Origin of the sequence: Streptomyces cupreus, assembly GCF_014257025.1 — a bacterium.
Taxonomy (GTDB): Bacteria; Actinomycetota; Actinomycetes; order Streptomycetales; family Streptomycetaceae; genus Streptomyces; species Streptomyces cupreus.
The window spans coordinates 136,000-160,718 of the sequence record NZ_JACMSF010000014.1 but is presented as its reverse complement, the minus strand read 5'-3'; the positions used below and the strand labels follow the sequence as shown (position 1 = coordinate 160,718).

General features: G+C 70.2%; 25 protein-coding genes. 2 read left to right on the top strand and 23 right to left on the bottom strand.

Annotated elements, in window-relative coordinates:
• Nucleotides 1-179 precede the first annotated feature (179 nt).
• The 18 genes from H4N64_RS15850 to proS all read right to left on the bottom strand — a co-directional run bounded on the left by H4N64_RS15850 (nucleotide 180) and on the right by proS (nucleotide 14,803).
• Nucleotides 180-737, bottom strand: a complete 558-nt coding sequence (locus H4N64_RS15850; RefSeq protein ID WP_186282945.1) for a TetR family transcriptional regulator — start codon at nucleotides 735-737, stop codon at nucleotides 180-182.
• An 83-nt stretch (nucleotides 738-820) separates the two neighbouring features.
• Nucleotides 821-1,663: an RNA polymerase sigma factor WhiG gene (gene whiG, locus H4N64_RS15845; protein WP_186282941.1), complete on the bottom strand. Its 843-nt coding sequence runs from the start codon at nucleotides 1,661-1,663 to the stop codon at nucleotides 821-823.
• A gap of 282 nt (nucleotides 1,664-1,945) precedes the next feature.
• Complete coding sequence (gene dprA, locus H4N64_RS45095) at nucleotides 1,946-3,106, bottom strand: DNA-processing protein DprA (RefSeq protein ID WP_186282940.1); 1,161 nt, start codon at nucleotides 3,104-3,106, stop codon at nucleotides 1,946-1,948.
• A complete protein-coding gene (locus tag H4N64_RS15835; protein WP_186282939.1) occupies nucleotides 3,103-4,728 on the bottom strand; it encodes a YifB family Mg chelatase-like AAA ATPase in 1,626 nt (541 codons plus the stop codon). Before H4N64_RS15835 ends, dprA begins: the two co-directional genes overlap by 4 nt.
• Nucleotides 4,728-5,090 (bottom strand): YraN family protein, encoded by a 363-nt coding sequence (locus tag H4N64_RS15830; protein ID WP_186282938.1) that lies wholly within the window; start codon nucleotides 5,088-5,090, stop codon nucleotides 4,728-4,730. Before H4N64_RS15830 ends, H4N64_RS15835 begins: the two co-directional genes overlap by 1 nt.
• An 88-nt stretch (nucleotides 5,091-5,178) precedes the next feature.
• On the bottom strand, nucleotides 5,179-5,487 hold the full coding sequence (locus H4N64_RS15825) for a DUF2469 domain-containing protein (protein ID WP_003993268.1): 309 nt from the start codon (nucleotides 5,485-5,487) through the stop codon (nucleotides 5,179-5,181).
• A 56-nt stretch (nucleotides 5,488-5,543) separates the two neighbouring features.
• Nucleotides 5,544-6,020, bottom strand: a complete 477-nt coding sequence (locus H4N64_RS15820) for an NUDIX hydrolase (protein WP_186282944.1) — start codon at nucleotides 6,018-6,020, stop codon at nucleotides 5,544-5,546.
• Between the two features lie 19 nt (nucleotides 6,021-6,039).
• Nucleotides 6,040-6,807 (bottom strand): signal peptidase I, encoded by a 768-nt coding sequence (gene lepB, locus H4N64_RS15815; RefSeq protein ID WP_186282937.1) that lies wholly within the window; start codon nucleotides 6,805-6,807, stop codon nucleotides 6,040-6,042.
• Between the two features lie 51 nt (nucleotides 6,808-6,858).
• A complete protein-coding gene (gene lepB / locus H4N64_RS15810) occupies nucleotides 6,859-7,815 on the bottom strand; it encodes a signal peptidase I (protein WP_186282936.1) in 957 nt (318 codons plus the stop codon).
• On the bottom strand, nucleotides 7,742-8,791 hold the full coding sequence (gene lepB, locus H4N64_RS15805) for a signal peptidase I (protein ID WP_186282935.1): 1,050 nt from the start codon (nucleotides 8,789-8,791) through the stop codon (nucleotides 7,742-7,744). The genes lepB (H4N64_RS15810) and lepB (H4N64_RS15805) overlap by 74 nt, the downstream gene beginning before the upstream one ends.
• Entirely contained in the window at nucleotides 8,784-9,545 is a 762-nt protein-coding gene (lepB, locus tag H4N64_RS15800) for a signal peptidase I (protein ID WP_186282934.1), read from the bottom strand. The genes lepB (H4N64_RS15805) and lepB (H4N64_RS15800) overlap by 8 nt, the downstream gene beginning before the upstream one ends.
• A 45-nt stretch (nucleotides 9,546-9,590) precedes the next feature.
• On the bottom strand, nucleotides 9,591-9,941 hold the full coding sequence (gene rplS / locus H4N64_RS15795; RefSeq protein WP_018531094.1) for a 50S ribosomal protein L19: 351 nt from the start codon (nucleotides 9,939-9,941) through the stop codon (nucleotides 9,591-9,593).
• 132 nt (nucleotides 9,942-10,073) lie between these two features.
• Complete coding sequence (gene trmD / locus H4N64_RS15790; protein ID WP_186282933.1) at nucleotides 10,074-10,907, bottom strand: tRNA (guanosine(37)-N1)-methyltransferase TrmD; 834 nt, start codon at nucleotides 10,905-10,907, stop codon at nucleotides 10,074-10,076.
• Entirely contained in the window at nucleotides 10,904-11,458 is a 555-nt protein-coding gene (gene rimM, locus H4N64_RS15785; RefSeq protein WP_186282932.1) for a ribosome maturation factor RimM, read from the bottom strand. The genes trmD and rimM overlap by 4 nt, the downstream gene beginning before the upstream one ends.
• A gap of 88 nt (nucleotides 11,459-11,546) precedes the next feature.
• Entirely contained in the window at nucleotides 11,547-11,786 is a 240-nt protein-coding gene (locus tag H4N64_RS15780) for an RNA-binding protein (protein ID WP_003973401.1), read from the bottom strand.
• A gap of 5 nt (nucleotides 11,787-11,791) precedes the next feature.
• The gene (gene rpsP / locus H4N64_RS15775; protein ID WP_186282931.1) at nucleotides 11,792-12,211 is read right to left on the bottom strand and encodes a 30S ribosomal protein S16; all 420 of its coding nucleotides are present in this window, start codon (nucleotides 12,209-12,211) and stop codon (nucleotides 11,792-11,794) included.
• A 322-nt stretch (nucleotides 12,212-12,533) separates the two neighbouring features.
• Nucleotides 12,534-13,130, bottom strand: coding sequence for a hypothetical protein (locus tag H4N64_RS15770; protein WP_186282930.1), 597 nt, complete (start codon nucleotides 13,128-13,130; stop codon nucleotides 12,534-12,536).
• A gap of 260 nt (nucleotides 13,131-13,390) precedes the next feature.
• Nucleotides 13,391-14,803 (bottom strand): proline--tRNA ligase, encoded by a 1,413-nt coding sequence (gene proS, locus H4N64_RS15765; protein ID WP_186282929.1) that lies wholly within the window; start codon nucleotides 14,801-14,803, stop codon nucleotides 13,391-13,393.
• A 198-nt stretch (nucleotides 14,804-15,001) separates the two neighbouring features.
• Here proS and H4N64_RS15760 point away from each other — a divergent pair, with 198 nt between their 5' ends.
• The gene (locus tag H4N64_RS15760; protein WP_186282928.1) at nucleotides 15,002-15,859 is read left to right on the top strand and encodes an SAM-dependent methyltransferase; all 858 of its coding nucleotides are present in this window, start codon (nucleotides 15,002-15,004) and stop codon (nucleotides 15,857-15,859) included.
• A 125-nt stretch (nucleotides 15,860-15,984) separates the two neighbouring features.
• On the opposite strand, the gene ffh is transcribed toward H4N64_RS15760, so the two are convergent.
• From ffh to nsdA, 5 genes are all read right to left on the bottom strand, one after another.
• Complete coding sequence (ffh, locus tag H4N64_RS15755; protein WP_186282927.1) at nucleotides 15,985-17,538, bottom strand: signal recognition particle protein; 1,554 nt, start codon at nucleotides 17,536-17,538, stop codon at nucleotides 15,985-15,987.
• An 83-nt stretch (nucleotides 17,539-17,621) separates the two neighbouring features.
• Entirely contained in the window at nucleotides 17,622-20,072 is a 2,451-nt protein-coding gene (locus tag H4N64_RS15750) for a [protein-PII] uridylyltransferase (protein WP_186282926.1), read from the bottom strand.
• A gap of 29 nt (nucleotides 20,073-20,101) precedes the next feature.
• Complete coding sequence (locus H4N64_RS15745; protein ID WP_003997576.1) at nucleotides 20,102-20,440, bottom strand: P-II family nitrogen regulator; 339 nt, start codon at nucleotides 20,438-20,440, stop codon at nucleotides 20,102-20,104.
• Nucleotides 20,437-21,777 carry an ammonium transporter gene (locus H4N64_RS15740; RefSeq protein ID WP_186282925.1) on the bottom strand — a complete coding sequence of 447 codons (1,341 nt, stop codon included), beginning with the start codon at nucleotides 21,775-21,777 and terminating at the stop codon, nucleotides 20,437-20,439. Before H4N64_RS15740 ends, H4N64_RS15745 begins: the two co-directional genes overlap by 4 nt.
• A 326-nt stretch (nucleotides 21,778-22,103) precedes the next feature.
• Nucleotides 22,104-23,594, bottom strand: coding sequence for a transcriptional repressor NsdA (gene nsdA / locus H4N64_RS15735; RefSeq protein ID WP_186282924.1), 1,491 nt, complete (start codon nucleotides 23,592-23,594; stop codon nucleotides 22,104-22,106).
• Nucleotides 23,595-24,051: 457 nt separating this feature from the next.
• On the opposite strand from nsdA, the gene H4N64_RS15730 reads away from it, so the two are divergent.
• The gene (locus H4N64_RS15730) at nucleotides 24,052-24,708 is read left to right on the top strand and encodes a bifunctional DNA primase/polymerase (protein ID WP_186282923.1); all 657 of its coding nucleotides are present in this window, start codon (nucleotides 24,052-24,054) and stop codon (nucleotides 24,706-24,708) included.
• Nucleotides 24,709-24,719 lie beyond the last annotated feature (11 nt).

Below are 24,719 nucleotides of genomic sequence, written 5' to 3'. Positions count from 1 at the left end.
TAGGGCCTGTCCGGCGGATCAGGTCGGCTGCAAGGCGGAGGAGGGAGTCGACGCGGAGCGATGGGGGAGAGTGACGACAACGCGGCTGGGGGTCCCCCTCCGGGGGAGTGCGTGCCAGACCCCGCGACGCCGACATGATCCGCCGGACAGGCCCTGGCTGCGGGCACCCCGCGGGGCGTTCAGCCCCGAACCCCCCGCAGCGCCATCGACACCGCCGCGTCCGTGATCGTCGACGGCTCCTCCGCCGCCCCCAGCTCGATCCGCCGCACGGCCGCGTCCACAACCCCCTGCAGCAGCATCGCCGCAAGCCGGGGCTCCGCGTGCCCCATGTCCCGCAGCGCCTCGACGATCATCGCGACCAGCCCACCATGCGCGGCCCGGATCTTCTCCCGGGCCCCGGCGTCCAGCTCACTCGCGGAGATGGCGACCACGGCCCGATGCCGCCGATCCCCCACCAGGGCCAGCTGCGCCCGCACATACGCCTCGACCTTGTCCTCGGCCGACGACGCCCGCTCCATCGCCGCGGAGACCTCCGCGGCCCACACAGGAAAGTCGACCTCGCACAGCTCCTCGACCACGGCGGCCCGTGACCGGAAGTACTCGTACACGGACGACCGCGCGAGCCCCGTCCGCTCGGCGAGAGCCGGAAACGTCAGCGCCTCCGTCCCACCCTCGGACAGCAGGGAACGAGCCGCGTCCAGCAGGGCGGCTCGCTGCATCGACCGGTGCTCGGCCACGGAGGCCGCTCGAATCCTTGGCACGTCAACACTCTACGGACGCACCACCCACGACGGGAGTGCTCCCCACCGCCCGCTGCTGCTCACCGTCCGAAACTGGCCAGCTTCGCCCGCAGCTGAAGCACCGACTTCGTGTGGATCTGACTCACCCGGCTCTCGGTCACCCCCAGTACGTTCCCGATCTCGGCGAGCGTGAGCCCCTCGTAGTAGTACAGCGTCACAACGGTCTTCTCCCGCTCGGGCAGCGTGTTGATCGCCCGCGCCAGAAACCGCCGCAGCTCCCGGTCCTCGGCCACCTCGACGGGGTTGTCCGCGGCGGTGTCCTCCAGCGTGTCCATGACGCTGAGCCCGTCCCCGCCCTCACCCCCCACATGCAGCAGCTCCTCCAGCGCCACCACATTGGCCAGCGACAACTGGCTGAACACCGCGTGGAGTTCATCCACCGCGATGCCCATCTCGGCGGCCACCTCCCCCTCCGACGGCGTCCGCCGAAGCCGCGCCTCCAAGGTCGCGTACGCCCGCTCCACGTTCCGCGCCTTCTGCCGCACCGACCGCGGGATCCAGTCGAGCGCGCGCAGTTCGTCGATCATCGCGCCCCGGATCCGGGTGATCGCGTACGTCTCGAACTTGATCTCCCGGTCGATGTCGAACTTCTCGATCGCGTCGATCAGGCCGAACACCCCCGAGGACACGAAATCGGCCTGCTCCACGTTGGGCGGCAGGCCGACGCTGACCCGCCCCGCCACATACTTCACCAGCGGCGAGTAGTGCAGGATCAGCTGCTCACGCAGCCGCTCGTCCCCCGTCGTCTTGTACGACCGCCACAGCTCGTCGAGCGTCGAGGGAGCGGGCGGCCGCACGCTGCCACCGTCGCAGACGGCTGGGGGGATCGCCGCCCGGTCGGACCCGGAGGTGTGCTGGGCCATTCGTCGCCTTGTGCCGTTCTGCCGTGAAGTGCGGGAGCCTGGGTGAGCTGTCGCTCTGGTACGGGTCTGGTGTCGAGGTGCCGGTCTGCACCGGAATCCACGTGAGCGTAGCGTGACTGGAGTGTCGCGGTGCGCGAAGGCCAGGGCTCAGAGAGTGCGCAGATACGTTCCGCTAGGGGTCCCCCCGGGGCATGGCGGTCGCTCTGTGTGATTGACCGTGCGCATCAACTCCGGGAATTCCCAAGGGCGTCAAGGATCCCCCGGACGGCCGAACACGCTCGGTCAACATCGACTGCGACCTCCGCGGACCGAGGTCATCGCCTGGCGTGTCAACTTCCAGCCGTCGCCATGTCGTTCGACGTAACCAAGTGCTCGGAGTTCGTACAGCCGGGCGATGGCGTCGTCGTCCGTAGTCTGCGCCCCGCGGGCGATCTCGTCGGGTGGGGCCGCGCGGCTCCCGGGCAGGGCGCTGAGCACCCGCCGAGCGCCCGGCGCCAGGAGATCCCTTGGCAGGACGGGTCCGCGCCGGTCCGGAGCGAGCTCGCCCATGTCCCCGACGAGCTCGACAACTTCCGCGGCGTCCGTGACGAGGACGGCGTCCCCCCGCAACAGTTCATGCACCCCGGCGGAGAGCCCGCTGGTCGCCGGGCCCGGTACCCCTATCGTGTGGCGCCCCAACCGCTGCGCCGCCCGGGCCGTGGCGAGCGAACCGCTCCGATGCGCGGCCTCGACCACGACAGTGCCCCTGGTGAGCGCCGCGATCACCCGATTCCGGACGATGAACCGGCTGGGCGTCGGATGGTCCCCGGGAGGCAACTCCCCGATGACGAGCCCCTGTTCCGCGATCCTGGTGATCAACTGGGTGTGCCCGCGCGGATAGGGCCGGTCAACCCCACAGGCGAGCACGGCCACGGTGGCCCCTCCGGCAGCGAGGGCCCCCCGGTGGGCAGCCCCGTCAATACCGTAAGCACCCCCGGAGACAACCACCCACCCCCGCTCGGCGAGCCCACCACCGAGGACGGCGGCCATATGAGAGCCGTACTCGGTACAGGCCCGGGCCCCCACAACGGCCACAGACCGCAGCGCCCACATCCGCAAACTGGCCACCCCCCGAACCCAGAGCCCGACAGGCCGCGCATCCCCCAGATCATCCAGTTGCCCGGGCCACTCACCATCCCCCGGACGAACAAACCGAACCCCCGCGTCGCGAGCAACACCAAGATCCCGTCCAGGATCGGCCCACTCGGCCCGAGCCAGCAGCCCGGCCCACCGCTTCTCGCTCACCCCGTCGAGCCTGGCTCCCTTCGCCCGTAACCGCCGCACGACTTCCCGAGCCCCCAGTTCCCGCAGCCACCGCCCCGCGACCTCGTCCCCGGGCTCAAGAACCCGGGCGAGGAACACCCGGTCGTGGAGCTCCTCGTCCGGTTCACCATCGCGGCTCACGTCAACGCCCCGATGGCCATGGGGACCCCTCGGGGGACCCCGGTACGCAGTTGCAGCGCCAGGGCGACGTCCAGCGCGTCGGGCCGGTCGTGGCCGACCAGGTCGGCGACGGTCCAGGCGACACGGAGGACACGGTCGAGACCGCGGGCTGTCAGCACGCCCCGTTCCAGGCTGCGCTCGGCTTCGTCCATCGCGCCGGGCGCGGAGTACCAGCGGCTGCGCAGCTCCCGGCCCGGCACCTCGCTGTTCGTCCGCCACGGAGTACCGGCGAGGCGGGCCACCGCCCGGTCCCTGGCCTCCTGGACCCGGGCGGCCACCGTCGCCGTGGACTCGCCGCGGGCACCGCGCTCGGTGAGCTCGGCGCGGGTGACACGGTCCACCTCGACCCGCAGGTCGACCCGGTCCAGCAGCGGCCCGGAGAGCCGGGCCTGATACCGGCGGATGGCGGCAGGCGCGCATTCGCAGAAGTCGTCGTTCTGGGAGAACCGACCGCAGGGGCAGGGGTTGGCCGCGAGGACCATCAGGAACTTCGCCGGGAACCGGACGACCCCCGCGCTGCGCGCGATCACCACGTGCCCGGACTCCAGAGGCTGCCGAAGGGCGTCCAGAGCCTGACCGCTGAACTCCGGTGTCTCGTCCAGGAACAGCACGCCCCGATGGGACAGCGACACCGCGCCCGGCCGTGCGATGCCGGGGCCGCCGCCGACCAGTGCCTGCATCGTCGCCGAGTGATGCGGGGCGCAGTAGGGCGGGACGTCGATCAGGGGCTTGCCCGGAGGCAGCAGACCCGCCACCGAGTGCACCGCCGTGACCTCCAGCGACTCCTCCCTGGCCAACCGGGGCAGGACCGCCGGCAGCCGCTCGGCGAGCATCGTCTTGCCGGCACCGGGCGGCCCCTCCAGGAACAGATGGTGCCCGCCGGCCGCGGCGACCTCCACGGCCGTACGGGCCGAGAGCTGGCCCACGACGTCGGCGAGGTCATGGCCGCTGTCCTGCTGTGCCGCACCGGCGCTGTGCATCCCCGTGGCCGCGCCCGTGCCCGGCACCCGCAGTCCGGCGAGCAGCGGATCGGGGCGGCCCGGTTCGTGCGGTTCCTCGTCGGGCACGGGTTCGTCCGCCAGTACGGCGATCAGCTGGCGCAGACTGCGCACACCCAGCACGGAGACGCCCGGCACCAGGGAGGCCTCGGCGGCCGCGCACTCCGGTACGACCACCTGTTCGTAACCGGCGTTGGCCGCGGCCAGTACCGCGGGCAGGATGCCTCGGACGGGCCGTACCCGGCCGTCCAGGCCCAGCTCCCCGATCATCACGATGTCGGCGAGCACCCGTGGATCGATCCGCTCCGCCGCGCCCAGGACCGCGCAGGCGACGGCCAGGTCGAAGCCGCTGCCGGCCTTGGGGACCGACGCCGGGCTGAGCCCCACCGTCAGCTTCTTCTGCGGCCACTCGGCCCCCGAATTCACCACAGCCGCCCGAACCCGGTCCCGGCTCTCCGTCAGGCTCTTGTCCGGCAGGCCCACCAGTGTGAACGCGGCGACGCCCGGTTCGAGGTCGGCCTGGACCTCCACCACCACGCCCTCTACTCCGACCAGGGCCACCGAGCAGGTGCGTGCGAAGCCCATCACGCCACCCCCCGTACGTGTTCGACCACGGGGGCGCCCCGCTCGGGGAGGAGGACTCCGACGACGTCGATGCGAACGCCGCCTGGTGGTGCTCCTCCATGGGCCTGGATCCAGCGTTCGGCCAGGTGTCGTAGGCGCTCCGCCTTCTCGGGGGTGACCGCGGCCATCGGGTGTTCGAAGCAGTCGCTCCTGCGGGTCTTGACCTCACAGACGACCAGCGCGTCCCCGTCCCGCGCCACGATGTCGATCTCGCCGGTCCGGCCGCAGCGCCAGTTGCGCTCCAGGACCGTCATCCCGGCCTCGGCCAGCCTCCTGGCGGCCAGGCCTTCTCCGTACTTGCCGAGTGCACTGCGTGCGTTCATGTCGGCACCACCTCCGGCACCGACGATCACGCATCCACCCCCAAGAAAAGGATCTTGGTGGACAGCTCACCGCTTGTGGATAACTCCGTCACCCGCTCGGGAGCTCCAGGTCACTCTTGTTCAGCTCCTCGATATTCACGTCCTTGAACGTGAGCACACGCACCTGCTTCACAAAGCGGGCCGGCCGGTACATGTCCCAGACCCAGGCGTCCGCCATGGACACCTCGAAGAACACCTCTCCCTGGACCGAGTGCACCTGCATCTCGTAGTCGTTGGTCAGGTAGAAGCGCCGCTCGGTCTCGATCACGTATTTGAACAGACCGACGACATCGCGGTACTCCCGGTAGAGCTTGAGCTCCATCTCGGTCTCGTACTTTTCGAGGTCCTCGGCGCTCATGGCATGTTCCCCTTCAGCCGTGCGATCCCACCATTGTGCGCCAGTCCCGCGAGCCCCTAGACGATTTCGGTGTCAAGGGTCACGGGCCCGGCCGGGGGACCTTCGTCGAGCAGCCTGCGCAGCAGCTCGGCGAGTCTGGTCGGATACACCGTCTCATGTGCCCGGGTCAGTTCCTGACACGTCCACCAGCGCGCTCCGGCGACACTGCGCCGCTCCAGCTCGGTGAGGCCCATGGCCTCGGTGACCGTCTGTGCAGTTCGGGCCAGGTAGTACCACTCGTCCTGGTCCCAGCGGCGCCCCGCGAACGGGAACGAGCACGTCCGCCGCCAGAGCACCGGGCCGAGCTCGACCTCGGTGATGCCGGTCTCCTCGGCGAGTTCCCGCAGCGCGGCCTGTTCACGGGTCTCGTCGCCCTCGACGCCCCCGCCCGGCGTGAACCACCAGTCGTCGCTCACATCGTCCGGCTCATGCCCGTACAGCAGCAGGATCCGGTCCTCGGGGTCCAGCAGCACGACCCGGGCGACCTTGCGCATCCCGCCCGTGTATATGTCCTCAGCGAGCACCCGCGGGCTCCGTCCTGGTACGGGAGCGGCCCAGCCACCTGGCCAAGGGACCGTACGCGCCACCGCCGAGCACCAGCAGGCCGCCCACGACGATCATCACGCCCATCGTGCGCAGCGGCCCCGGCGAGGAGAGCGCGCCCAGCTCCTCGAAGCCGGAGGGGCGCTCCAGCATGCCGTCCATCGGCCAGACCACGGCATCGACCCGGGCGGTCACCGCGTCGCTCGCCACCGTGCCGCTCGCGGCGTCGGTCAGATGGGCCGTGGAGTCCAGCGAGCCCTGCCGCTCGTCACCGAGCAGAAACAGTCGCCCCTTGGGCACGGTGACGGTCGGGAAGTCGGTGATCTCGGCCAGGCTGTCCTCGGGCAGATACGGTTCGTCGACCTTCTTGCCGTCGACCGTCAGTTTGCCGTCCGTGCAACAGGCGACGGTGTCGCCGCCGACGGCCACGACCCGCTTGACCACGGGAGCGTTCGCCCAGGTCGCGTCCTTGAAGACGACGACGTCCCCACGGCGGATCTCGTCCCCGTCGACCCGCTCGGCCAGCACCCGGTCACCGGCGTCGATGGTCGGCGTCATCGAACTCGTGGGCACGGTGTACGGCCGGTAGACCACCGCCGCCCAGGCGAAGCCGCCCAGGAACAGCACCAGGCCCAGCGCCACCGCGAGCCCGGACAGTCGCTGTCCGGTCCTGCTGCCCGCCGGGCGCTTGCCCCCGCCAGTGCGCGGGGCCGTACGCGTCGTGCTCTCGCCACCCATGGATCCGCACCCTACCCGGGGGTACGCCCCCGGGTCAGCCCATGGTCTGGATCATTCGCCGCCCTGGCGGGATCGCTGACGGCGCCACAGGACGATCGGTACGACACCCGCGAGGGCCAGGCCCGAGGGCGCGACGGCCGCCGTCTGCGCGCTCAGGTTCTGGTCGAAGGTGTCCGGAACCGGCAGGGTGTCCCAGCGGTTGATCGGCCAGGCGACGACGATGGCGCGCCCGACGACCTTGTCGACCGGCACCATGCCGTTGTTGCCGTCCGACCGGTTGTAGCGCGAGTCCCGGGAGTTCTGCCGGTGGTCGCCCATGACCCAGATGTAGCCCTCGGGGACCTTCACCTTGAACTGGCCGCCGTCGGAGTCGTTGGTGCACGGCGTGTTGCCCGGGTAGACGTACGACGACTCGTTCAGGGCCTTGCCGTTGACCTTCACCGGGCCGGTGCCCTTGCACTCCACGGTGTCGCCGCCGACGCCGATGACCCGCTTGATCAGGTCCTTCTCCTCCGCGGACGGCATCAGGCCGATCCAGCTGAGGAAGGTCTGCAGGGCGTTGGGATCGGGCGTGGGCTCGCCGGCCAGCCAGTTGGCGGGGTCGTGGAAGACGACGACCTCACCGCGCTCGGGCTCGGAGCCGAACCAGGGCGTGAGCTTGTCGACAAGCACCCGGTCGCCCTGCTGGAGGGTGTTCTGCATCGAGGCGGACGGGATGGAGAAGGCCTGCACCAGGAACGTCTTGATCAGCAGCGCCAGCACCAGGGCGATACCGATCAGGATGGGCAGCTCCTTCCAGAAGGAGCGTGGCTTCTTCACCGTGGGGGCCGAGTCGCCGGGCCCCTGGCCGTCCGTGCGGGTCTGCTCCCCGGCCGTGCCGTCCTCGGCCGTGCCGGGGTCATTCCCGGAGGTCACAGCGCCGTCCGCGGCCGGGTCAGCCGCCTCCGCGGGGCGTCCGCGGTCCTCGCCGTCGTGCCCGGATCGTGCGCCTACCGCCACATCCCCCACGCCAACTCCTTACTCTGTGCCGCTGCCTGCCCCAGAGACGACGCAGGCCCACCACTCCCATAACGAGCGGGAGTTCCGCAGGGCTCGGGAGTCGGATCGATCCGTTCGGATCGTCGGAGGCAACCCTATGCGACAGCTCGGGAGCCGCGGTCGACCCGGTGACCGAGTCGGAGACGGATGCGTAGGTTTTCGGTTCGTCCAAGGTGCCCCAGTGACCGAAGGGCCAGGCGATGACCATGGCGCGGCCGACCACCTCGTCCTCGGAGACCGTGCCGCCGTTCTGGTCCTGGTGCGAACGGGAGTCGGCGGAGTCCGCGCGGTGGTCGCCCATCACCCACAGCCGCCCCTGCGGGACGGTGATGTCGAACTCGGTCAGGGACGGGACGTTTCCGGGGTAGAGGTAGTCCTCCTCCAGGGGGACGCCGTTGACGGTGACCCGCCCTTGCCCGTCACAGCACTTGACCCGGTCGCCGCCGACGCCGACGACTCGCTTGATGAGGTCCTTCTCATTGTCGGACGGCAGCAGACCGATGAAGGTGAGCCCTTCCTTGATCTGCTTGACGACGACGGGGTCCTCCTTCTTGACGGTGGGCTGCTCGTCCTGGAGCCAGCCGCCGGGGTCCTTGAAGACGACGACATCCCCGCGCTGCGGCTTGGAGCCGAACCACGGGGTGAGCTTGTCGACCAGGACCCGGTCGCCGATCTGGATCGTCTGCTCCATCGACCCCGAGGGGATCACGAAGGCCTGGACGAGAAAGGTCTTCAGGACGAGGGCTATGAGCACCGCGACCCCGACGAGGAGCGGTATTTCCTTGATCGCGCTGCGCCGGCGCCGTCGTTTGACCTTGCGCTGGAGCTTGCGCCGCTCCGCGCGCGTACGGCCGGCGCCGGAGCCGGAGGCGCGCCGGGAGCCGGTGGGCAGGAGGTCGTCGGCGGCGCTGCTGGCTGCCCCGCGTGGCTTTCCGCGGTTACCCATGGGCACCGTCCGCCTCTTTTGGCCCGATCGCCTCCGGGGCGCTCCAGCCGTCATCGGCGGCGGGCACGCGCGCGTAGGCGTCGGGGCGCTCCAGGCGGGTCCAGTGGGCGGTGGGCCAGACGATCCAGTCGGCCCTGCCGACGACGTCGTCGACGGGGATCATGCCGCCGCCCGGGGAGCCCAGGTGGTCGCGGGAGTCGCTGGAGGCGCTGCGGTGGTCGCCGAGGACGAAGAGGGTGCCCTCGGGCACGACGACGTCGAAGGACACGCTGGACGGGCCGTCCCCGGGGTACAGGAACGCCGATTCGTCGACCGACCGGCCGTTCACCTGGATGCTCCCCTCCTTGTCGCAGCAGACCACATGGTCTCCCCCCACACCGACAACGCGCTTGATGTAGTCGGCGTCCCCGAAATACCCGGTTCCGTCGAACACGACGACATCGCCACGCCGCGGCTGGGCACCGAAACGGTACGCCAACTTATTTACGAGAACGCGGTCCCCGATCCTCAATCCCCGCTCCATTGATCCGCTCGGAATCTGGAACGGCTGGAGCACGAACGTGCTGAGCAGCAGCAGGAAGAGCAGGCAGACCAGCAGGGTCAGGGTGATCCGTCCGCCGGGCAGCCACTCGGAGATCCGCGACACCAACGCGAAACGCGACCGTCCCTCCGGCCCCCTCGGATCCGAGGTGTCCTCGGCTTCGGAAGGGCGGGAGGAGCGGTCGCGCTCCGTCGGCTGTGCTTCGGTGTCCATCGGGGCCAGATGCTATCCGGCCCCGCTGTGACGTCCGGAAAGCGCTCAGTTCTCGCGCTTCTCCTTGATCTTCGCGGCCTTGCCGCGGAGCTCACGGAGGTAGTACAGCTTGGCGCGGCGCACGTCACCCTTGGTGACGAGCTCGATCTTCTCCACGATCGGGGTGTGCACCGGGAAGGTGCGCTCGACGCCGACGGAGAAGGAGACCTTGCGGACCGTGAAGGTCTCGCGGACACCGGCGCCCTGGCGGCGGATCACAACGCCCTTGAACTGCTGCACACGGGAGCGGTTGCCCTCGATGACGCGGACGTGGACGTTGACGGTGTCACCCGGGCGGAAGGCCGGGACGTCGCTGCGCAGCGACGCGGCGTCGACGGAGTCGAGCAGGTGAGACATTTCGTCTGCTTTCTTCGCCCATGCCACAGGTCATAGGCGGTAGCTGGTTTCCAAGAGGATGCTGTTCGCGTCGGGGCGGGCGTCGTGTCCCCCTGTGGCAGGGGCGCACACCGGACGGCGCACAACAGCGACCTATTCTTCCACGCCGTCCGGCCTGCGCCAAAATCGACCATGGGGCTCGCCCTCGGGATCCGGTGCCCAGCCCAGGATGGAGAGCATCTCGCGGTCCTTCTTGTCGAAGGCCTTGGGGTCGCAGCGCTCGATCAGGTCCGGCCGGTGAACGGTCGTGCGCTTGAGGGCCTCGTCGCGCCGCCAGCGGGCGATCTTGCCGTGGTGCCCGCTGAGCAGCACGTCCGGGATGCCACGGCCGCGCCACGCGGGCGGCTTGGTGTAGACGGGCCCCTCCAGGAGGTTGGCCATGGCGCCGGGCGCGAAGGAGTCGTCGCGGTGCGACTCGGCGTTGCCGAGGACACCGGGCAGCAGCCGGGCCACGGCCTCCGTGATCACCAGTACGGCCGCCTCGCCGCCGGCGAGGACGTAGTCGCCGATGGAGACCTCGTGGACCGGCATCCGGGTGGCGTACTCGTCGATGACCCGCCGGTCGATGCCCTCGTAGCGGGCCGGGGTGAAGATCAGCCAGGGGCGCTCCGAGAGCTCCACGGCGAGTTCCTGGGTGAAGGGCCGGCCGCTGGGCGTGGGGACGATCAGCACGGGCGCGTGGGAGCCCGTCTCGTAGCCGTCGGCCAGGACGGAGTCCAGCGCGTCACCCCAGGGGTCGGTCTTCATGACCATGCCCGGGCCACCGCCGTACGGCGTGTCGTCGACCGTGTTGTGCCGGTCGTAGGTCCAGTCGCGCAGATCGTGCACCTGGACGTTCAGCCGGCCACGCGCGCGTGCCTTGCCGACCAGGGAGACGTTCAGGGGCTCCAGGTACTCGGGGAAGATCGTGACGACGTCGAGCCTCATGCGCTCTCGTCCCCGGAGTCCCGCGTGGACGCGATCTCGGCGCGGTCGTCGATCAGGCCGGGCGGCGGGTCGATGACCGCCTTCTGCTCGGCGAGGTCGATCTCGGTGACGATCTCCTCGACGAAGGGGATCATCACCTCGCTGCCGTCGGGCCGCTCGACGATGAACAGGTCCTGCGAGGGCAGATGCGAGATCTCGGTGATCCGGCCGACCTCCATGCCGTCCTTGGTCACCACGTCCAGGTCCATCAGCTGATGGTCGTAGTACTCGTCCTCCTCCTCAGGCAGCTCATCGGGGTCGACGTCGGCGATGAGGAGGATATTGCGCAGCGCCTCTGCGGCGGTGCGGTCGCGCACGCCCTCGAAGCGCAGCAGCAGCCGGCTGCTGTGCACCCGGCCGGTCTCGATGGTGAGCGGGCCCGCGGATGCGGGATCGGTGGCCAATACGGCGCCGGGGGCGAGCCTGAGTTCCGGCTCGTCGGTACGTACCTCGACGGTGACCTCGCCCTTGATGCCGTGGGCGCGGCCGATCCGGGCGACTACGAGCTGCACTTTTCGAAGATCTCCTGTCGTACGTACGACTGCGGGCCGGGGACGGCACAGTGGCCCTCCCCGGCCCGAGCCGGTGCTGCGTTCGGCGTCAGCGGACGTGGTCCACGTCGACGAGGTCGACACGGACACCACGGCCGCCGATGGCACCCACGACGGTGCGCAGAGCGCGTGCGGTGCGGCCGTTGCGGCCGATCACCTTGCCGAGGTCGTCGGGGTGGACCCGGACCTCCAGCACGCGTCCGCGGCGCAGGTTGCGCGAGGCGACCTGCACATCGTCAGGGTTGTCGACGATGCCCTTCACGAGGTGCTCAAGCGCCTCTTCGAGCATGCTGCTCAGGCCTCGGTCGACTCGGACTCGGCGGCCGCCTCGTCCTTCTTCTCAGCCTTCTTCTTCTGGGTGATGGCCTCACCCTTGCCCTCGTCGTCGCCACCGAGGGCCTCGAACGACGGGCGCGCCTTCTTCGGCTCGGCAACCAGCAGCGGAGCCGGGGCGGGCTCGCCCTTGAACTTCTGCCAGTCGCCGGTCTTCTTCAGGATGGCGAGCACGGGCTCGGTCGGCTGGGCGCCGACGGAGAGCCAGTACGCCACGCGCTCGGCGTTGACCTCGATGCGCGAGGGGTTCTGCACCGGGTGGTACAGACCGATCTCCTCGATCGCACGGCCGTCACGACGGGTGCGGGAGTCGGCGACGACGATGCGGTAGTGAGGCGAACGGATCTTGCCCAGACGCTTCAGCTTGATCTTGACTGCCACGGGAGTGGGTTCTCCTGGATTTGACGTGGTTGGGCACGGCGAGATGGCCGCGTGGGGTTGCGGTACCCGAGTGCCCGATGGACGCGTCAGCCGGAGGAGAGAGGGGTCCTGTGCGGCTGTCGAGTACAGCTAGTCATTGTGCCACACCCTGCGGCTCGCTTCGGACCGAGGGCACGGGTGGCCGGGCATGGCTGAGGCGCACCCGGCGCGGAGGTGAGGTACGTCGGGTGCGCAGCCGGCGCGACGAGGTGCCACAGGTGGAGCGACACCGCGCGTAACCCACTGCACCGGCAGCCACGAGATGCCGGTACTCGGTCAGTGGTTACGCCGCGCCCACGACCTCGGGGATCCGGAACGGCTTTCCGCAGCCGCCGCAGACGATCGGGGCCTGCGCCAGGACGGAGGGGACGACGCGGACATTGCGGCCGCAGTCGCAGACCGCCTTGACGCGTACGCCGCCCCCGGAGGAGCCGTGCCGGGCCGCCGGGCCCCGGAAGGAGCGGGCCGTGTCCGCCGACGTCGCCGCCGTGTGCGCCTTCAGGGCGCGCTGGAGACGCTCGATCGTCGGACGGTAGCGGCGCTTGGCCTCCGGGTTCAGCGTGACCAGCGAGAATCCGCTGCTGGGGTGCGGTTCGTCGGGGTGGTCCAGGCCCAGCTCCTCTGCGATGGCGAGGAATCTGCGGTTGTGGTAGCGGCCGGCACGGGAGGTGTCGCGCACTCCTCGGGCGGCGGCGATGCCATGCACCGCCTCATGGAGAAGACGCTCGAAGGAGAGTTCGTGTCCGCACGCGGACGACGACTCTCCGATCAGGGACTCTGGCGCGGCGAGATCCGGCAGCTCGGGGTGGTGCCGCTGAATGTCGGCCCACGCCTGTGCCAGCTCTGCGGCGAGAACAGGTGGTGTCTGTGTCGTGCTCACGTAATGACAACGAGCCGGGGTGCCCCAGTGTTCCGATTCCGGGCCATCCCAAATAATTTGCACGTACCCGTCAGTTGCCGCTGATGCGTCCGGACGAGGGCGGGTGCGCTGATCTGCGGAGAAGCCTCACAGCTCACCATAAGCCGGTGCGTAGTCCTCCATACGCACTCGCGCGTACGTCGTCCCCGCGCGACGGGGTGGCAGTGTCCCGCAGAGGCGCAAGAGGCCTTTCGGTCGCTCTCGCACCTTCTGCCTCTTCATCAATAAGCGCGCGCGACGATCGCGACGTTACCGGGCGCGTCGTCGTCCGCCGGTACCGACCCGTCCTCGGCGACCAGACACCGTACGGTCACCGAGTGCTCGGCCAGCTCGGCCTCCCCCGCCGCGCCGAGCGCCGCCCACGGGATACGCGCCCAGCCGGTCGCGGCCGCCTCGACGGCCTCCTCGATGCTGGCCACCTCGGCCGTACGGGACTCCCGCCGCTCGCGGGACTGCTTCAGCAGCAGCGCCTGGTCGTCCTCCAGAATCCCGGGCAGCAGTTCTACGAGGGAATCGAGGGCCACCGGCTCCTTGCCGCCCGGAATCCGGCGCGCCACCATCGCGGTGCCGCCCTCCAGGTCGCGCGGCCCGATCTCGATCCGTACCGGCACGCCCTTGAGCTCCCAGTCGACCGCGCGCCGCCCGAAGGGGGTGTCCGTACGGTCGTCGACCTGCACCCGGATGCCCGCCGCCGTCAGCCGGTCGCCGAGCTCGCGGACCTTGGCCAGAACCGCATCGTCGCCCTTGATCGCGAGGACGACGACCTGGATCTGGGCGAGGCGCGGCGGGACACGGAGGCCGTTGTCATCTCCGTGAGCCATCACCAGGGCGCCGATCATGCGGGTCGTCGAACCCCAGGAGGTCTGCCAGACGAGTTCCTGCTTGCCTTCCTTCGAGAGGTACTGCGTATGGAAGGCCTTGGCGAAGTTCTGGCCCAGCTCATGACTGGTGGCCATCTGAAGCGCCTTGCCGTCGCCCATCATGCCTTCGAGCGTGAGGGTGTTGATGGCGCCCGCGAACCGCTCCTTGACGGTCTTGCGGCCGGGGACGACGTCCATGGCGAGGAGGTTCACCATGAAGTCCTCGTAGACCTGGCGATGGATGTGCGCGGCGAAGTCGCGGGCGTCCTCATAGGTGGCGTGCGCGGTGTGGCCCTCCTGCCACAGGAATTCGGTCGTACGAAGGAACAGCCGGGGCCGAAGCTCCCAACGCACCACGTTCGCCCACTGGTTGATCAGCAGCGGCAGATCGCGGTAGCTCTGCACCCACTTCGAGAAGTAGTCGTTGATGATCATCTCGGAGGTGGGCCGGACGACCGCCGGCTCCTCCAGCTCCTTGCCGCCGCCGTGTGTGACCACCGCCAGCTCGGGCGCGAAGCCCTCGACATGGTCGGCCTCCCTCACGAAGTACGACTGCGGGATCAGCAGCGGGAAGTACGCGTTCTGGGTGCCCGTCTCCTTGATGCGGGCGTCCATCTCCGCCTGCATCCGCTCCCACAGTCCGTACCCGTACGGTCGGATCACCATCGTGCCGCGCACCGGCCCGTTGTCGGCCAGCTCGGCCTTGCTGATCAGATCCTGGTACCAGCGCGGGAAATCATCCGCCCGCGGTGTGAGAACGGGTGCTTTTGCCATGGCGCGATGGTACGGGCCCACGTTGCCGGAATGTGAATTCTCGCCACAGGCACGGCCCGGCCACAAGCAGGGCCCGACGACCCCTGGACGCCGGGTCGAGCGCGGAGTTACCTGGCATACGGGGGGAGAGCGAGCGCACGTCACGGGGGCTAGGGAAACGGGCACAGCGGCAACTCTCGGCGGATTGGGGCGCTTTCGATGACACCTACGCTCGTGCGGCAACACCTGTCTCACGCGGGACCCACGCCCCGTGTGGACCTGTGGGCACGCGCGCGTGACTGGTCCGAGATCCAGGAGCGGATGCTCGTCCCGCTCTACGAGGCCGTCTACGAACGGCTCGAAGTGGGCTCCGGCACCCGGCTGTTGGGCCTCGGCTGCGGTTCCGGGCTCGCCCTGCTGATGGCGGCCACCCGAGGGGCCGCGATCACCGGTGTCGAACCCTCCTCGCCCGAGCGGCTCACCCTGGCCCGGCAGCGGCTGCTGCCCGAGCCATGGGGCGCACGCGCGCGTGCCGGCACCCGGCTCATGGACGGCTCTCCCAGGGACGCGGCCGACGCGGAGACGCCCGCGTACAGCCTGGTGACCGCTTTCGAGCCCATCGGGTGCCTCGCGGGCGACTCGGAGGGACTAGGCGAACTGCTTCAAGGGGCGAAGCCGCTCGCCGAACGGGGGGCGCCCGTGGTGCTGGCCGGCTGGGGTCCGCCGGAGCGATGCACCACGTCGTCCGTGCTGCGCGTGGCCACCAAACTGGCCGATCCACTGCGCAGCGCGGGCAGTTGGCGCCCCGCCCTTCGCGACGACCTGGAGGAGGTCGCCCAGCGCTCCGGCCTGCGCCCCGACGGCTCCGGACGTGTGGCGTGCCCCTTCGGCTACGCCGATGTCGAAAGCGCCGTACGGGGGCTGCTGTCGACCGGGCTGTTCGACGCGGCGATCTCCGCGACCGACCCGGCGCAGGTGGACAAGGAACTGACGGAGGCGCTGCATCCGTATCAACGGCCGGACGGGACCGTGTGGATGCCGAACGTGTTCCGGTACCTGATCGCCCGCGTCCCCTGAAGTCCCCGGCGGGGTAAGGGAGTTCCTTCAGGCGGTCGCGGACCCCGAGGACGCGACCGGCCAGCACTCATACGCCGAGGGCGCCCCGTCGGACAGGGACGCCCTCGATGCCGTAGAGCCGGGTCTCAGCCCATGAACTTCTTGAACTCGTCCGGCAGCTCGAAGTCCTGGCCGGCCTGCTGGCCCGGCAGCCCGAAGGCGCCTCCGCCCTGAGCCGCCGCCGCGCGCCGGGCGGCCTCCTCCTGCTCCTGCTGCTTGCGCTTCATCGGGTTGCCGGAGCGCTGCTTGCCCTTGGCCTTCTTCGGCTGCTTCTTCGTACGGCCGGGGCCGCCGCCCATGCCCGGCACCCCCGGCATGCCCGGCATACCGCCGCCCTGAGCCATGCGGGACATCATCTTGCGAGCCTCGAAGAACCGCTCGACCAGGTTCTTCACCGCGCTGACCTCGACACCGGAGCCCTTGGCGATACGGGCGCGGCGCGAGCCGTTGATGATCGTCGGCTCCTGGCGCTCGGCCGGGGTCATCGACTTGATGATCGCGGCGGTGCGGTCGACGTCACGCTCGTCGAGGTTGTTGATCTGGTCCTTGATCTGCCCCATGCCGGGCAGCATGCCGAGCAGCTTGGAGATCGAGCCCATCTTCCTGACCTGTTCCATCTGGGACAGGAAGTCGTCGAGGGTGAAGTCCTGGCCCTTCTTGGAGGCCAGCTTCTCCGCCATCTTCTGGGCTTCGGCCTGGTCGAAGGTCTTCTCCGCCTGCTCGATCAGGGTGAGCAGGTCACCCATGTCGAGGATGCGGGAGGCCATCCGGTCCGGGTGGAAGGCGTCGAAGTCGTCGAGCTTCTCGCCGTTCGACGCGAACATGATCGGCTTGCCGGTGATCTGCCGGATCGACAGGGCGGCACCACCGCGGGCGTCACCGTCGAGCTTGGAGAGCACCACGCCATCGAAGCCGACGCCGTCGCGGAACGCCTCGGCGGTGTTGACGGCGTCCTGACCGATCATCGCGTCGACGACGAAGAGGATCTCGTCGGGGCTGACCGCGTCCCGGATGTCCGCGGCCTGCTGCATCATCTCCTGGTCGATACCCAGGCGGCCGGCGGTGTCGACGATCACGATGTCGTGGACCCGGGACTTCGCGAAGTCGATGGAGTCCTTGGCGACCTTCACCGGGTCACCGACGCCGTTGCCCGGCTCCGGGGCGTAGACGGCGATACCGGCGCGCTCGGCGACGACACTGAGCTGGTTCACGGCGTTCGGGCGCTGGAGGTCCGCGGCGACCAGCAGCGGGGAGTGACCCTGCTCCTTCAGCCACCGGCCGAGCTTGCCCGCGAGGGTGGTCTTACCGGCACCCTGGAGACCCGCCAGCATGATGACGGTGGGCGGCTGCTTGGCGAACCGGAGACGGCGGGTCTCGCCGCCGAGGATCGTGACGAGCTCCTCGTTGACGATCTTCAGGACCTGCTGCGCCGGGTTCAGTGCCTTGGAAACCTCGGCACCGAGCGAGCGCTCCTTGACGCTCTTGATGAAGGTCCGGACGACCGGCAGCGCGACATCGGCTTCGAGGAGCGCGATGCGGATCTCGCGCGCGGTGGCGTCGATGTCCGCCTCGGAGAGCCGTCCCTTGCCACGCAGGTTCTTGAAAGTCGCTGAGAGGCGATCGGAGAGAGTATCGAACACGGCGCTCGCGGTCCTCGGGGTCGGTGGCTGTGGGAATCGCCCTCCAGGGTATCCCGGCGGCACAAGTGGCCGGGATCCCCCGGTCAGGCCCGCAGCGTCTCCTCCAGTTTCCGTGCCACGCCGGCCGCCTCGTCGCCCGGCAGGGGCGCTCCCTCGGGGCCGGTGACGTAGAAGGCGTCCACGGCGTTCGCGCCCAGCGTGCTCACATGCGCGCTGCGGACGCTTACCCTCGCGTCCTCCAGCGCCCGTCCGATCCGGAACAGCAGCCCCGGCGCATCCTGGGCCCGTACCTCGATCACCGTGGCGAGGCGGGAGGCGGTCGGGTGGACCGTCACGCGCGCGGGAGGCGCGACAACGCCCCGGCGCCGGGGATAGGCCGCGTCGCGTTCCGCCAGCCGCCCCGCGATGTCCAGGGAGCCGTCCAGCGCGCGTACCAGGTCCGCGCGCAGGCGGGCGGCCTGGGGCAGGGAGCCGTACTCCGCCGCGACCCGCCAGTTCAGCAGCAGGACCGTGCCGTCGACGCCGTCGGGGAGGTCCATGGCGCGCAGTTCGGCGGTGCGGACGGTCAGGCGGTGCATGGCGAGGACGCCGGACACGGCCGGGAGGACGCCGGGCTGGTCGGGGACCGCGATCAGCAGCTCCACGCCGAGCGGTTCCGGGTCGCCGGAGGGCTGCTCCTCCGTCGCGGGCGGCTCGGTCTGCGCGCGCAGGGCCAGCACCGGGCTCCCGGTCGCTACGGCCTCGATGGCCAGCCGCTCCTGCTCGGCGGTCGGCGCGGCGGCCTCCGGCTCCTCCGGCACGTCCCCGGCGAGCACGGCGGCGACGCGTTTGACCAGGTCGGCGACGAGCGAACCGCGCCAGGACGACCAGGCGGCGGGGCCGGTGGCCAGGGCGTCCGCCTCGGTCAGGGCGTGCAGCAGCTCCAGCGTGGACTGGGTGCCGACCGCCTCGGCGACCGAGCGGACCGTGGCCGGGTCCTCCAGGTCGCGCCGGGTGGCGGTGTCGACGAGCAGCAGATGATGGCGTACGAGGGCGGCGAGTACGGCGACGTCCTCGCGGTCGAAGCCGATCCGGGCCGCGACATCGCGCGCGATGATCTCGCCGGCCACCGAGTGGTCGCCGGGCCAGCCCTTGCCGATGTCGTGCAGCAGCGCGGCGACGAGCAGCAGGTCGGGGCGGTGGACTCGGCGGGTGAACTCGGAGGCGCGGACGGCGGTCTCGATGAGGTGCCGGTCGACGGTCCAGATGTGCACGGCGTTGCGCTGGGGGCGGCAGCGGACCCGCTCCCAGTCGGGCAGCAGGCGGGTGATCAGGCCTTCGGCCTCCAGCGCCTCCCAGACCTCGATCGTCGGACGGCCGGAGCCGAGCAGGGTCACGAGCTGTTCGCGGGCCTCGGCGGGCCAGGGTGTGGGCAGCGGGCGGGTGGTGGCGGCCAGGCGCCGTACGGCGTGCAGGGAGAGCGGGAGTCCGGCCTGTGCGGCGGCGGCCGCGGCGCGCAAGGGGAGCACGGGGTCGCGTTCGGGGCGTGCGGCGCGGGCGAGCACCACCTCGCCGTCCTGTTCCACGACGCCTTCGGCCAGCGGCGACCGTTCCGTCACCGGCTTGCCGCCGCCGAGCATGGCGCGCAGCCGGGGCCGCACGGCGCGCGACCGCAGTACGCGCCCCACTTCACGCCAGGTGACATCACTGGCGTACGAAATGACCCGCGCCGCCTCGTACACCTGCCGCAGCAGGGTGTCGGCGTCGAGGAGTCCCAGCTCGGCGGCGACCTGGTCCTGTTCCTGGAGTGCGAGCCGGTCGGTCGCGCGGCCCGTGGCCAGATGCAGGGCGTCGCGTACGTCGAGCAGCCGGCGCCGGGCGTCGTCGAGGCCCTCGCGGGGGGCGTCGGCCAGCCAGGAGGCGGCGACGGCACGCAGGATGGTCGCGTCCCTCAGGCCGCCGCGGGCTTCCTTGAGGTCGGGTTCCAGGAGGTACTGCAACTCGCCCTGGCGCTCGGCGCGTTCGGCGGTCAGTTCCTGGAGTTCGGGCAGGCGCTTGGGCGCCTGGTTGCGCCAGTCGGCGAGGACGGCGGTCCGCAGTCCCGCGGTCAGGCCGAGGTCGCCGGCGATGTGCCGGGCGTCCAGCAGGCCGAGCTGGACCTTGAGGTCCTCCCCGGCGGTCTTACGGGCCTCGCCGGGCGTGCGTACCGAGTGGTCGAGGGCGAGGCCGAGGTCCCAGACGGGGTACCAGATCCGGTCGGCCAGGGCGGCGACGGCGTCCGCGTCGGAGCCGTCGTGCAGCAGGAGCAGATCGAGGTCGCTGCGTGGGGACAGCTCGCCACGGCCGTAGCCGCCGACGGCCACCAGGGAGACCCCGCGCATGCCCTCGGCTCCGGCGGCGAACAGGCCGGTGAGCCAGTCGTCGGTGAGCTCCGCGAGGGCGGTACGGCGCGGCGGCCCGGACCGCGCCCCCTCGGTGAGGAGGCGCAGCCGGGCCGCCGCGTAGCCGCTGGGTCCCGAGTCATCTGCTTCTTTCCGCACGTCCGTACTCGTCACCCAGCGACTCCTGTCTTTACTTCTGCCGTTTAGAGCGCGTCCGGTCCGCGCTCGCCGGTGCGGACCCGTACGGCCGTCTCGACCGGCAGGGACCAGACCTTTCCGTCACCGATCTTGCCGGTGCGGGCCGCCTTGACGATGACATCGATCAGCTGCTCGGCGTCGTCGTCCTCGGCGAGGACCTCGATGCGGATCTTCGGGACCAGGTCGACGGTGTACTCGGCACCGCGGTAGACCTCGGTGTGGCCCCGCTGACGACCGTAGCCGCTGGCTTCGGTGACCGTCAGCCCGTGGACTCCGAAGGCCTGGAGGGCTTCCTTGATCTCGTCGAGCCGGTGGGGCTTGACGACTGCGGTGATGAGCTTCATGCGTCCACCTTCTTGCTCGCAGTGTCGGCGACCGGGGCCGCGGCGGCGGTCCGGGCGGCACCGCCGCCGGCACCGCTGAAGTCGTATGCGGTCTCGGCGTGCTCGGCCTGGTCGATGCCCGCCACCTCGTCGTCCTCGGAGACCCGCATACCGATGGTCTTGTCGAGGGCGAAGGCGAGGATCGCGGAGACGACGAGGGAGTAGGCCAGGACGGCACCGACACCGGCGCACTGCTTCCAGAACTGCTCCAGGCCGCCGCCGTAGAAGAGGCCCTCGACCTCGGACTGGCCCTTGCCGCTGGCGAAGAAGCCGACGAGCAGGGAGCCGACGATGCCGCCGACCAGGTGGACGCCGACGACGTCGAGCGAGTCGTCGTAGCCGAACTTGTACTTCAGGCCGACCGCCATGGCGCACAGCACACCGGCGATGGCGCCGACCGCGATGGCGCCGAGCGGGGAGACCGCACCACCCGACGGGGTGATGGCGACCAGACCGGCGACCGCGCCGGAGGCGGCGCCCAGCGTGGTGAACGCGCCGTGGCGGATCTTCTCGTAGATGAGCCAGGCGAGCATGGCGGCGGCGGTGGCGACCTGGGTGTTGACGAACATCAGCGCGCCGACACCGTCGTCGTTGCCGAGCCACGAGCCGGCGTTGAAGCCGAACCAGCCGAACCACAGCAGGCCCGCGCCGAGCATGACCAGCGGGAGGCTGTGCGGGCGCATCGGGTCCTTCTTGAAGCCGACGCGCTTGCCGATGACCAGGATCACGCCGAGGGCCGCGGCACCGGCGTTGATGTGGACGGCCGTACCACCGGCGAAGTCGATGACGCCCAGGTCGAAGGCCCAGCCGCCGCTCGGCGCCCAGACCCAGTGGGCGACCGGGAAGTACACGATGACGACCCACAGGGTGATGAACAGCGCCCAGGCGCTGAACTTCACGCGGTCCGCGAGGGCACCGCTTATCAGGGCGGGGGTGATGATCGCGAACATCAGCTGGAAGACGGCGAACACATAGATGGGGATGTTGTAGATGTCCCACAGCTCGGCGTTGCCGACGCCATTGAGCCCGACGTAGTCGGACGTCCAGCCGATGATCCCGCCCTGGGAGTCACCGAAGGCGAGGGAGAATCCGAAGAGCACCCACAGGATGGTGACGATCCCCAGGCTGATAAAGCTCATCATCAGCATGTTCAGGGTGCTTTTGACGCGGACCATGCCTCCGTAGAAGAAGGCCAGGCCCGGTGTCATGAGCATCACCAGGGCGGAGCAGATGAGCATGAAACCTGTGTTGGCGGCAGAGAGCTCCGTCTCTGCGGCAAGCGTGATGGCTGGTGCCATCGGCGTCTCCTCGTCGTTTGGTACGGCCCCGTGCGGGCGAAGCCTGAGCGGATTGAGGGGTGGGCCGGTTATGCGCCATGAGATTGGCGCAGCGCGGTTTCGGTGGAAGCCCCTCGTTGTTTCGCCGCCGTGACGAAGGCGCTCTGGGTGTTACGCGTCGATGAACTGCCGGATTACGGCCGCCTCGATCGTTATCGTGGCGCAACCTTCGAATGAAGGCATGGACCGGCCGCGGGCGGCCTTCCGATGACCTGGCATGGGGGAGCCGAGTCGGGCAGTTCGGGAGGGCCGGCCGCGGCCGGGGCTCAAGCGGTGGCGCGGGGTGTTCAGACCGCTTCGGCGGTCTCGGGCAGCTCGACGGCGAGCCGGTCGGTGAGGTCCACGACCTCGTGCAGATCACCGAAATCGCGTACGGCCGTGTCGACGGTCTTTCGGATACGAGTGTTGACGCGCTCGGAACGCACCTTCTTGGCGACCGTCATGGCGTCGGTGGCGTACTGCGCGCTCCGCTCGGGCTCGCGCTGGAGGAGATGCACGGTGGCCATGCCGATGAGATTGAGCGCGTAGGACCGCTGGTGTTCGGAGTCCTTGGCGAACAGGTCCACGGCCCGCTGCATCAGCGGCTCGGCGAGTGAGGCGTAGGTCGGGCTGCGGCCCGCGACGTAGGCGAGGTCGCGGTAGGAGTGGGAGTTCTCGCCGTACAGCTCGGCCTCGGAGAAGAAGCGGATCCAGTCGGGATCGGGCTCGTCCCATTCCCCGGCCTCGCCGAAGGTGTCCTCAGCCATCCGCACGGCCCGCTTGCACTTGCCGGGCTGGCCCATGTTGGCGTAGGCGCGGGCCTCCATCGCATACAGCATCGACTGGGTGCGCGGGCTCGCGCAGTCGCGGCTGCCGTACTGGGCGAGGTGGACCAGTTCCAGGGCATCGTCGGGCCGGCCGAGGTGGATCATCTGGCGGCTCATGCTGGAGAGGATGTACGAGCCGAGGGGCCGCTCGCCGGCCTCCTTGGCGGCGTGCAGGGCTAGTACGAAGTATTTCTGCGCGGTGGGCTGGAGTCCGACGTCGTACGACATCCACCCGGCCAGCTCGGCGAGCTCGGCGGCGACCTTGAACAGCTTGCGGGTGGTGGACTCGGGCTGGGGTTCCTGGAGGAGGTCGGTCACCTCGTGCAGCTGTCCTACGACCGCCTTGCGGCGCAGGCCGCCGCCGCACTGGGCGTCCCACTGCCGGAACATCACGGTGGTGGACTCCAGCAGCTCCAGCTCGGGCTTGGAGAGCCGGCCGCGGCGGGCCTGGGCGGGGGGCTCGGGTTCGCTGTGCGGGGCGGTCGGGGAGGGGACGAGCCAGCGCTGCATGGGCTCGATGAGGGACGGGCCCGCGGACAGGGCCAGCGAGGTCCCGAGGAAGCCGCGCCGCGCCAGCATCAGGTCGCTGCGCGAGAACTCGCTGAGCAGGGCAAGGGTCTGCGGGCCCGTCCAGGGCAGGTCGACTCCGGACACCGACGGTGCCTGGCGGGCGGCGCGCAGGCCGATGTCCTCGACGGAGACGACACAGCCGAACCGCTCGGAGAACAGCTCGGACAGGATCCGTGGGATCGGTTCGCGCGGGTTCTCGCCGTCCAGCCAGCGGCGCACCCGGGAGGTGTCGGTGGAGATGTGGTTGGCGCCCAACTGGCGGGCTCGGCGGTTGACTTGGCGGGCGAGTTCGCCCTTCGACCAGCCGCTGCGCACGAACCAGGACGTGAGCAGCTCGTTCGGGCGCTTGTCAGCGTGCGTCGCGCTTGCGGCGCTCGTGTCGCTTCCGCTGTTGCCGCTCACTGCAACGCCCCCATCCCTTGGACCACTTGTCACCGAGTGCGCCAAGCCCTATCAGAATGCCGGTGAATACGGCTGCCCGTCCCGTAGTTCTCACCCTTCGAACGGAAAGCCGACTTGCCTCCGGCATACCCACAAGCGCATGTGCCCCCAGGACTCGTGCACTCACAGTAATCCTACGATCACCCGTCCAGCCATGGCGATCCCGGAAACGCCACCATTCGCCACCCCTTCGAATGAACTCACGGTCGCCTCCAGACGATTCACTTGACATAGGACGACCGGTAGTGGCGGAGCGGTGCACTCAGGGGCGCGCATTGCCAGACGCACCACCCCGGGCGCTTCCGAGCGCCGCCCGGGATGCGTGGAGCCGGGCGCGAGAATGCACAAGGTGGATACAGAGGGTCACGTTCCGCATCCGCGTCGTAACCACCGGCGCGCCGGACCAGTTGGAGGGGGCATGGGCTTCACGATCGCCGGCATCCGCGACATCCGCTCCGGCACGCGTCGACGCGGCCGTTCGTCGGAGTGCACCGCCGTCGCCGAGTTCACCGGTCTGTGGGGCTGGGACGTCGTGCCGGGCGCGCGAGCGGCGGCCGGCGATTGTTCCTGCGGCCGCGCGGACTGCCGTGCACCCGGCGCCCACCCCCTGCACTTCGCGCCCCGGGTCCCGGCCGGCGCCACCCTCGACGAGGTGTCCCGCACCTGGGCCGAGTTCCCGGGCGCCGCGGTGATGCTGGCGGTCGGCCGGGCCTTCGACGTGATCGAGGTGGCCGAACCCGCCGGGCGCCGCGCGCTGACCCGCCTGGAGCGCATGGGTCTGCCCCTCGGCCCGGTCGCCGCCGCCCCCGACGGCCGCGCCCACTTCTTCGTCGCCCCCGGCGCCGCCGCCGAACTGCCCGACCTGCTCTACCGCATGGGCTGGGACGACCCGACCTCCCTCGATCTGCGCGGCCTCGGCCCGGGTACGTACATCACGGCCCCGCCGTCCGACCGCGGCGGCCTGGGCCCGGTGCGCTGGCTGCGCTCCCCCGAACTGGACTCGGCGACCAAGCCTCCGGCGGCGCGGTTGCTGCTGGGCACGCTGGCGTACGTCGCCCATCGGTCCCGCGCATAGCGGAGCGCCCG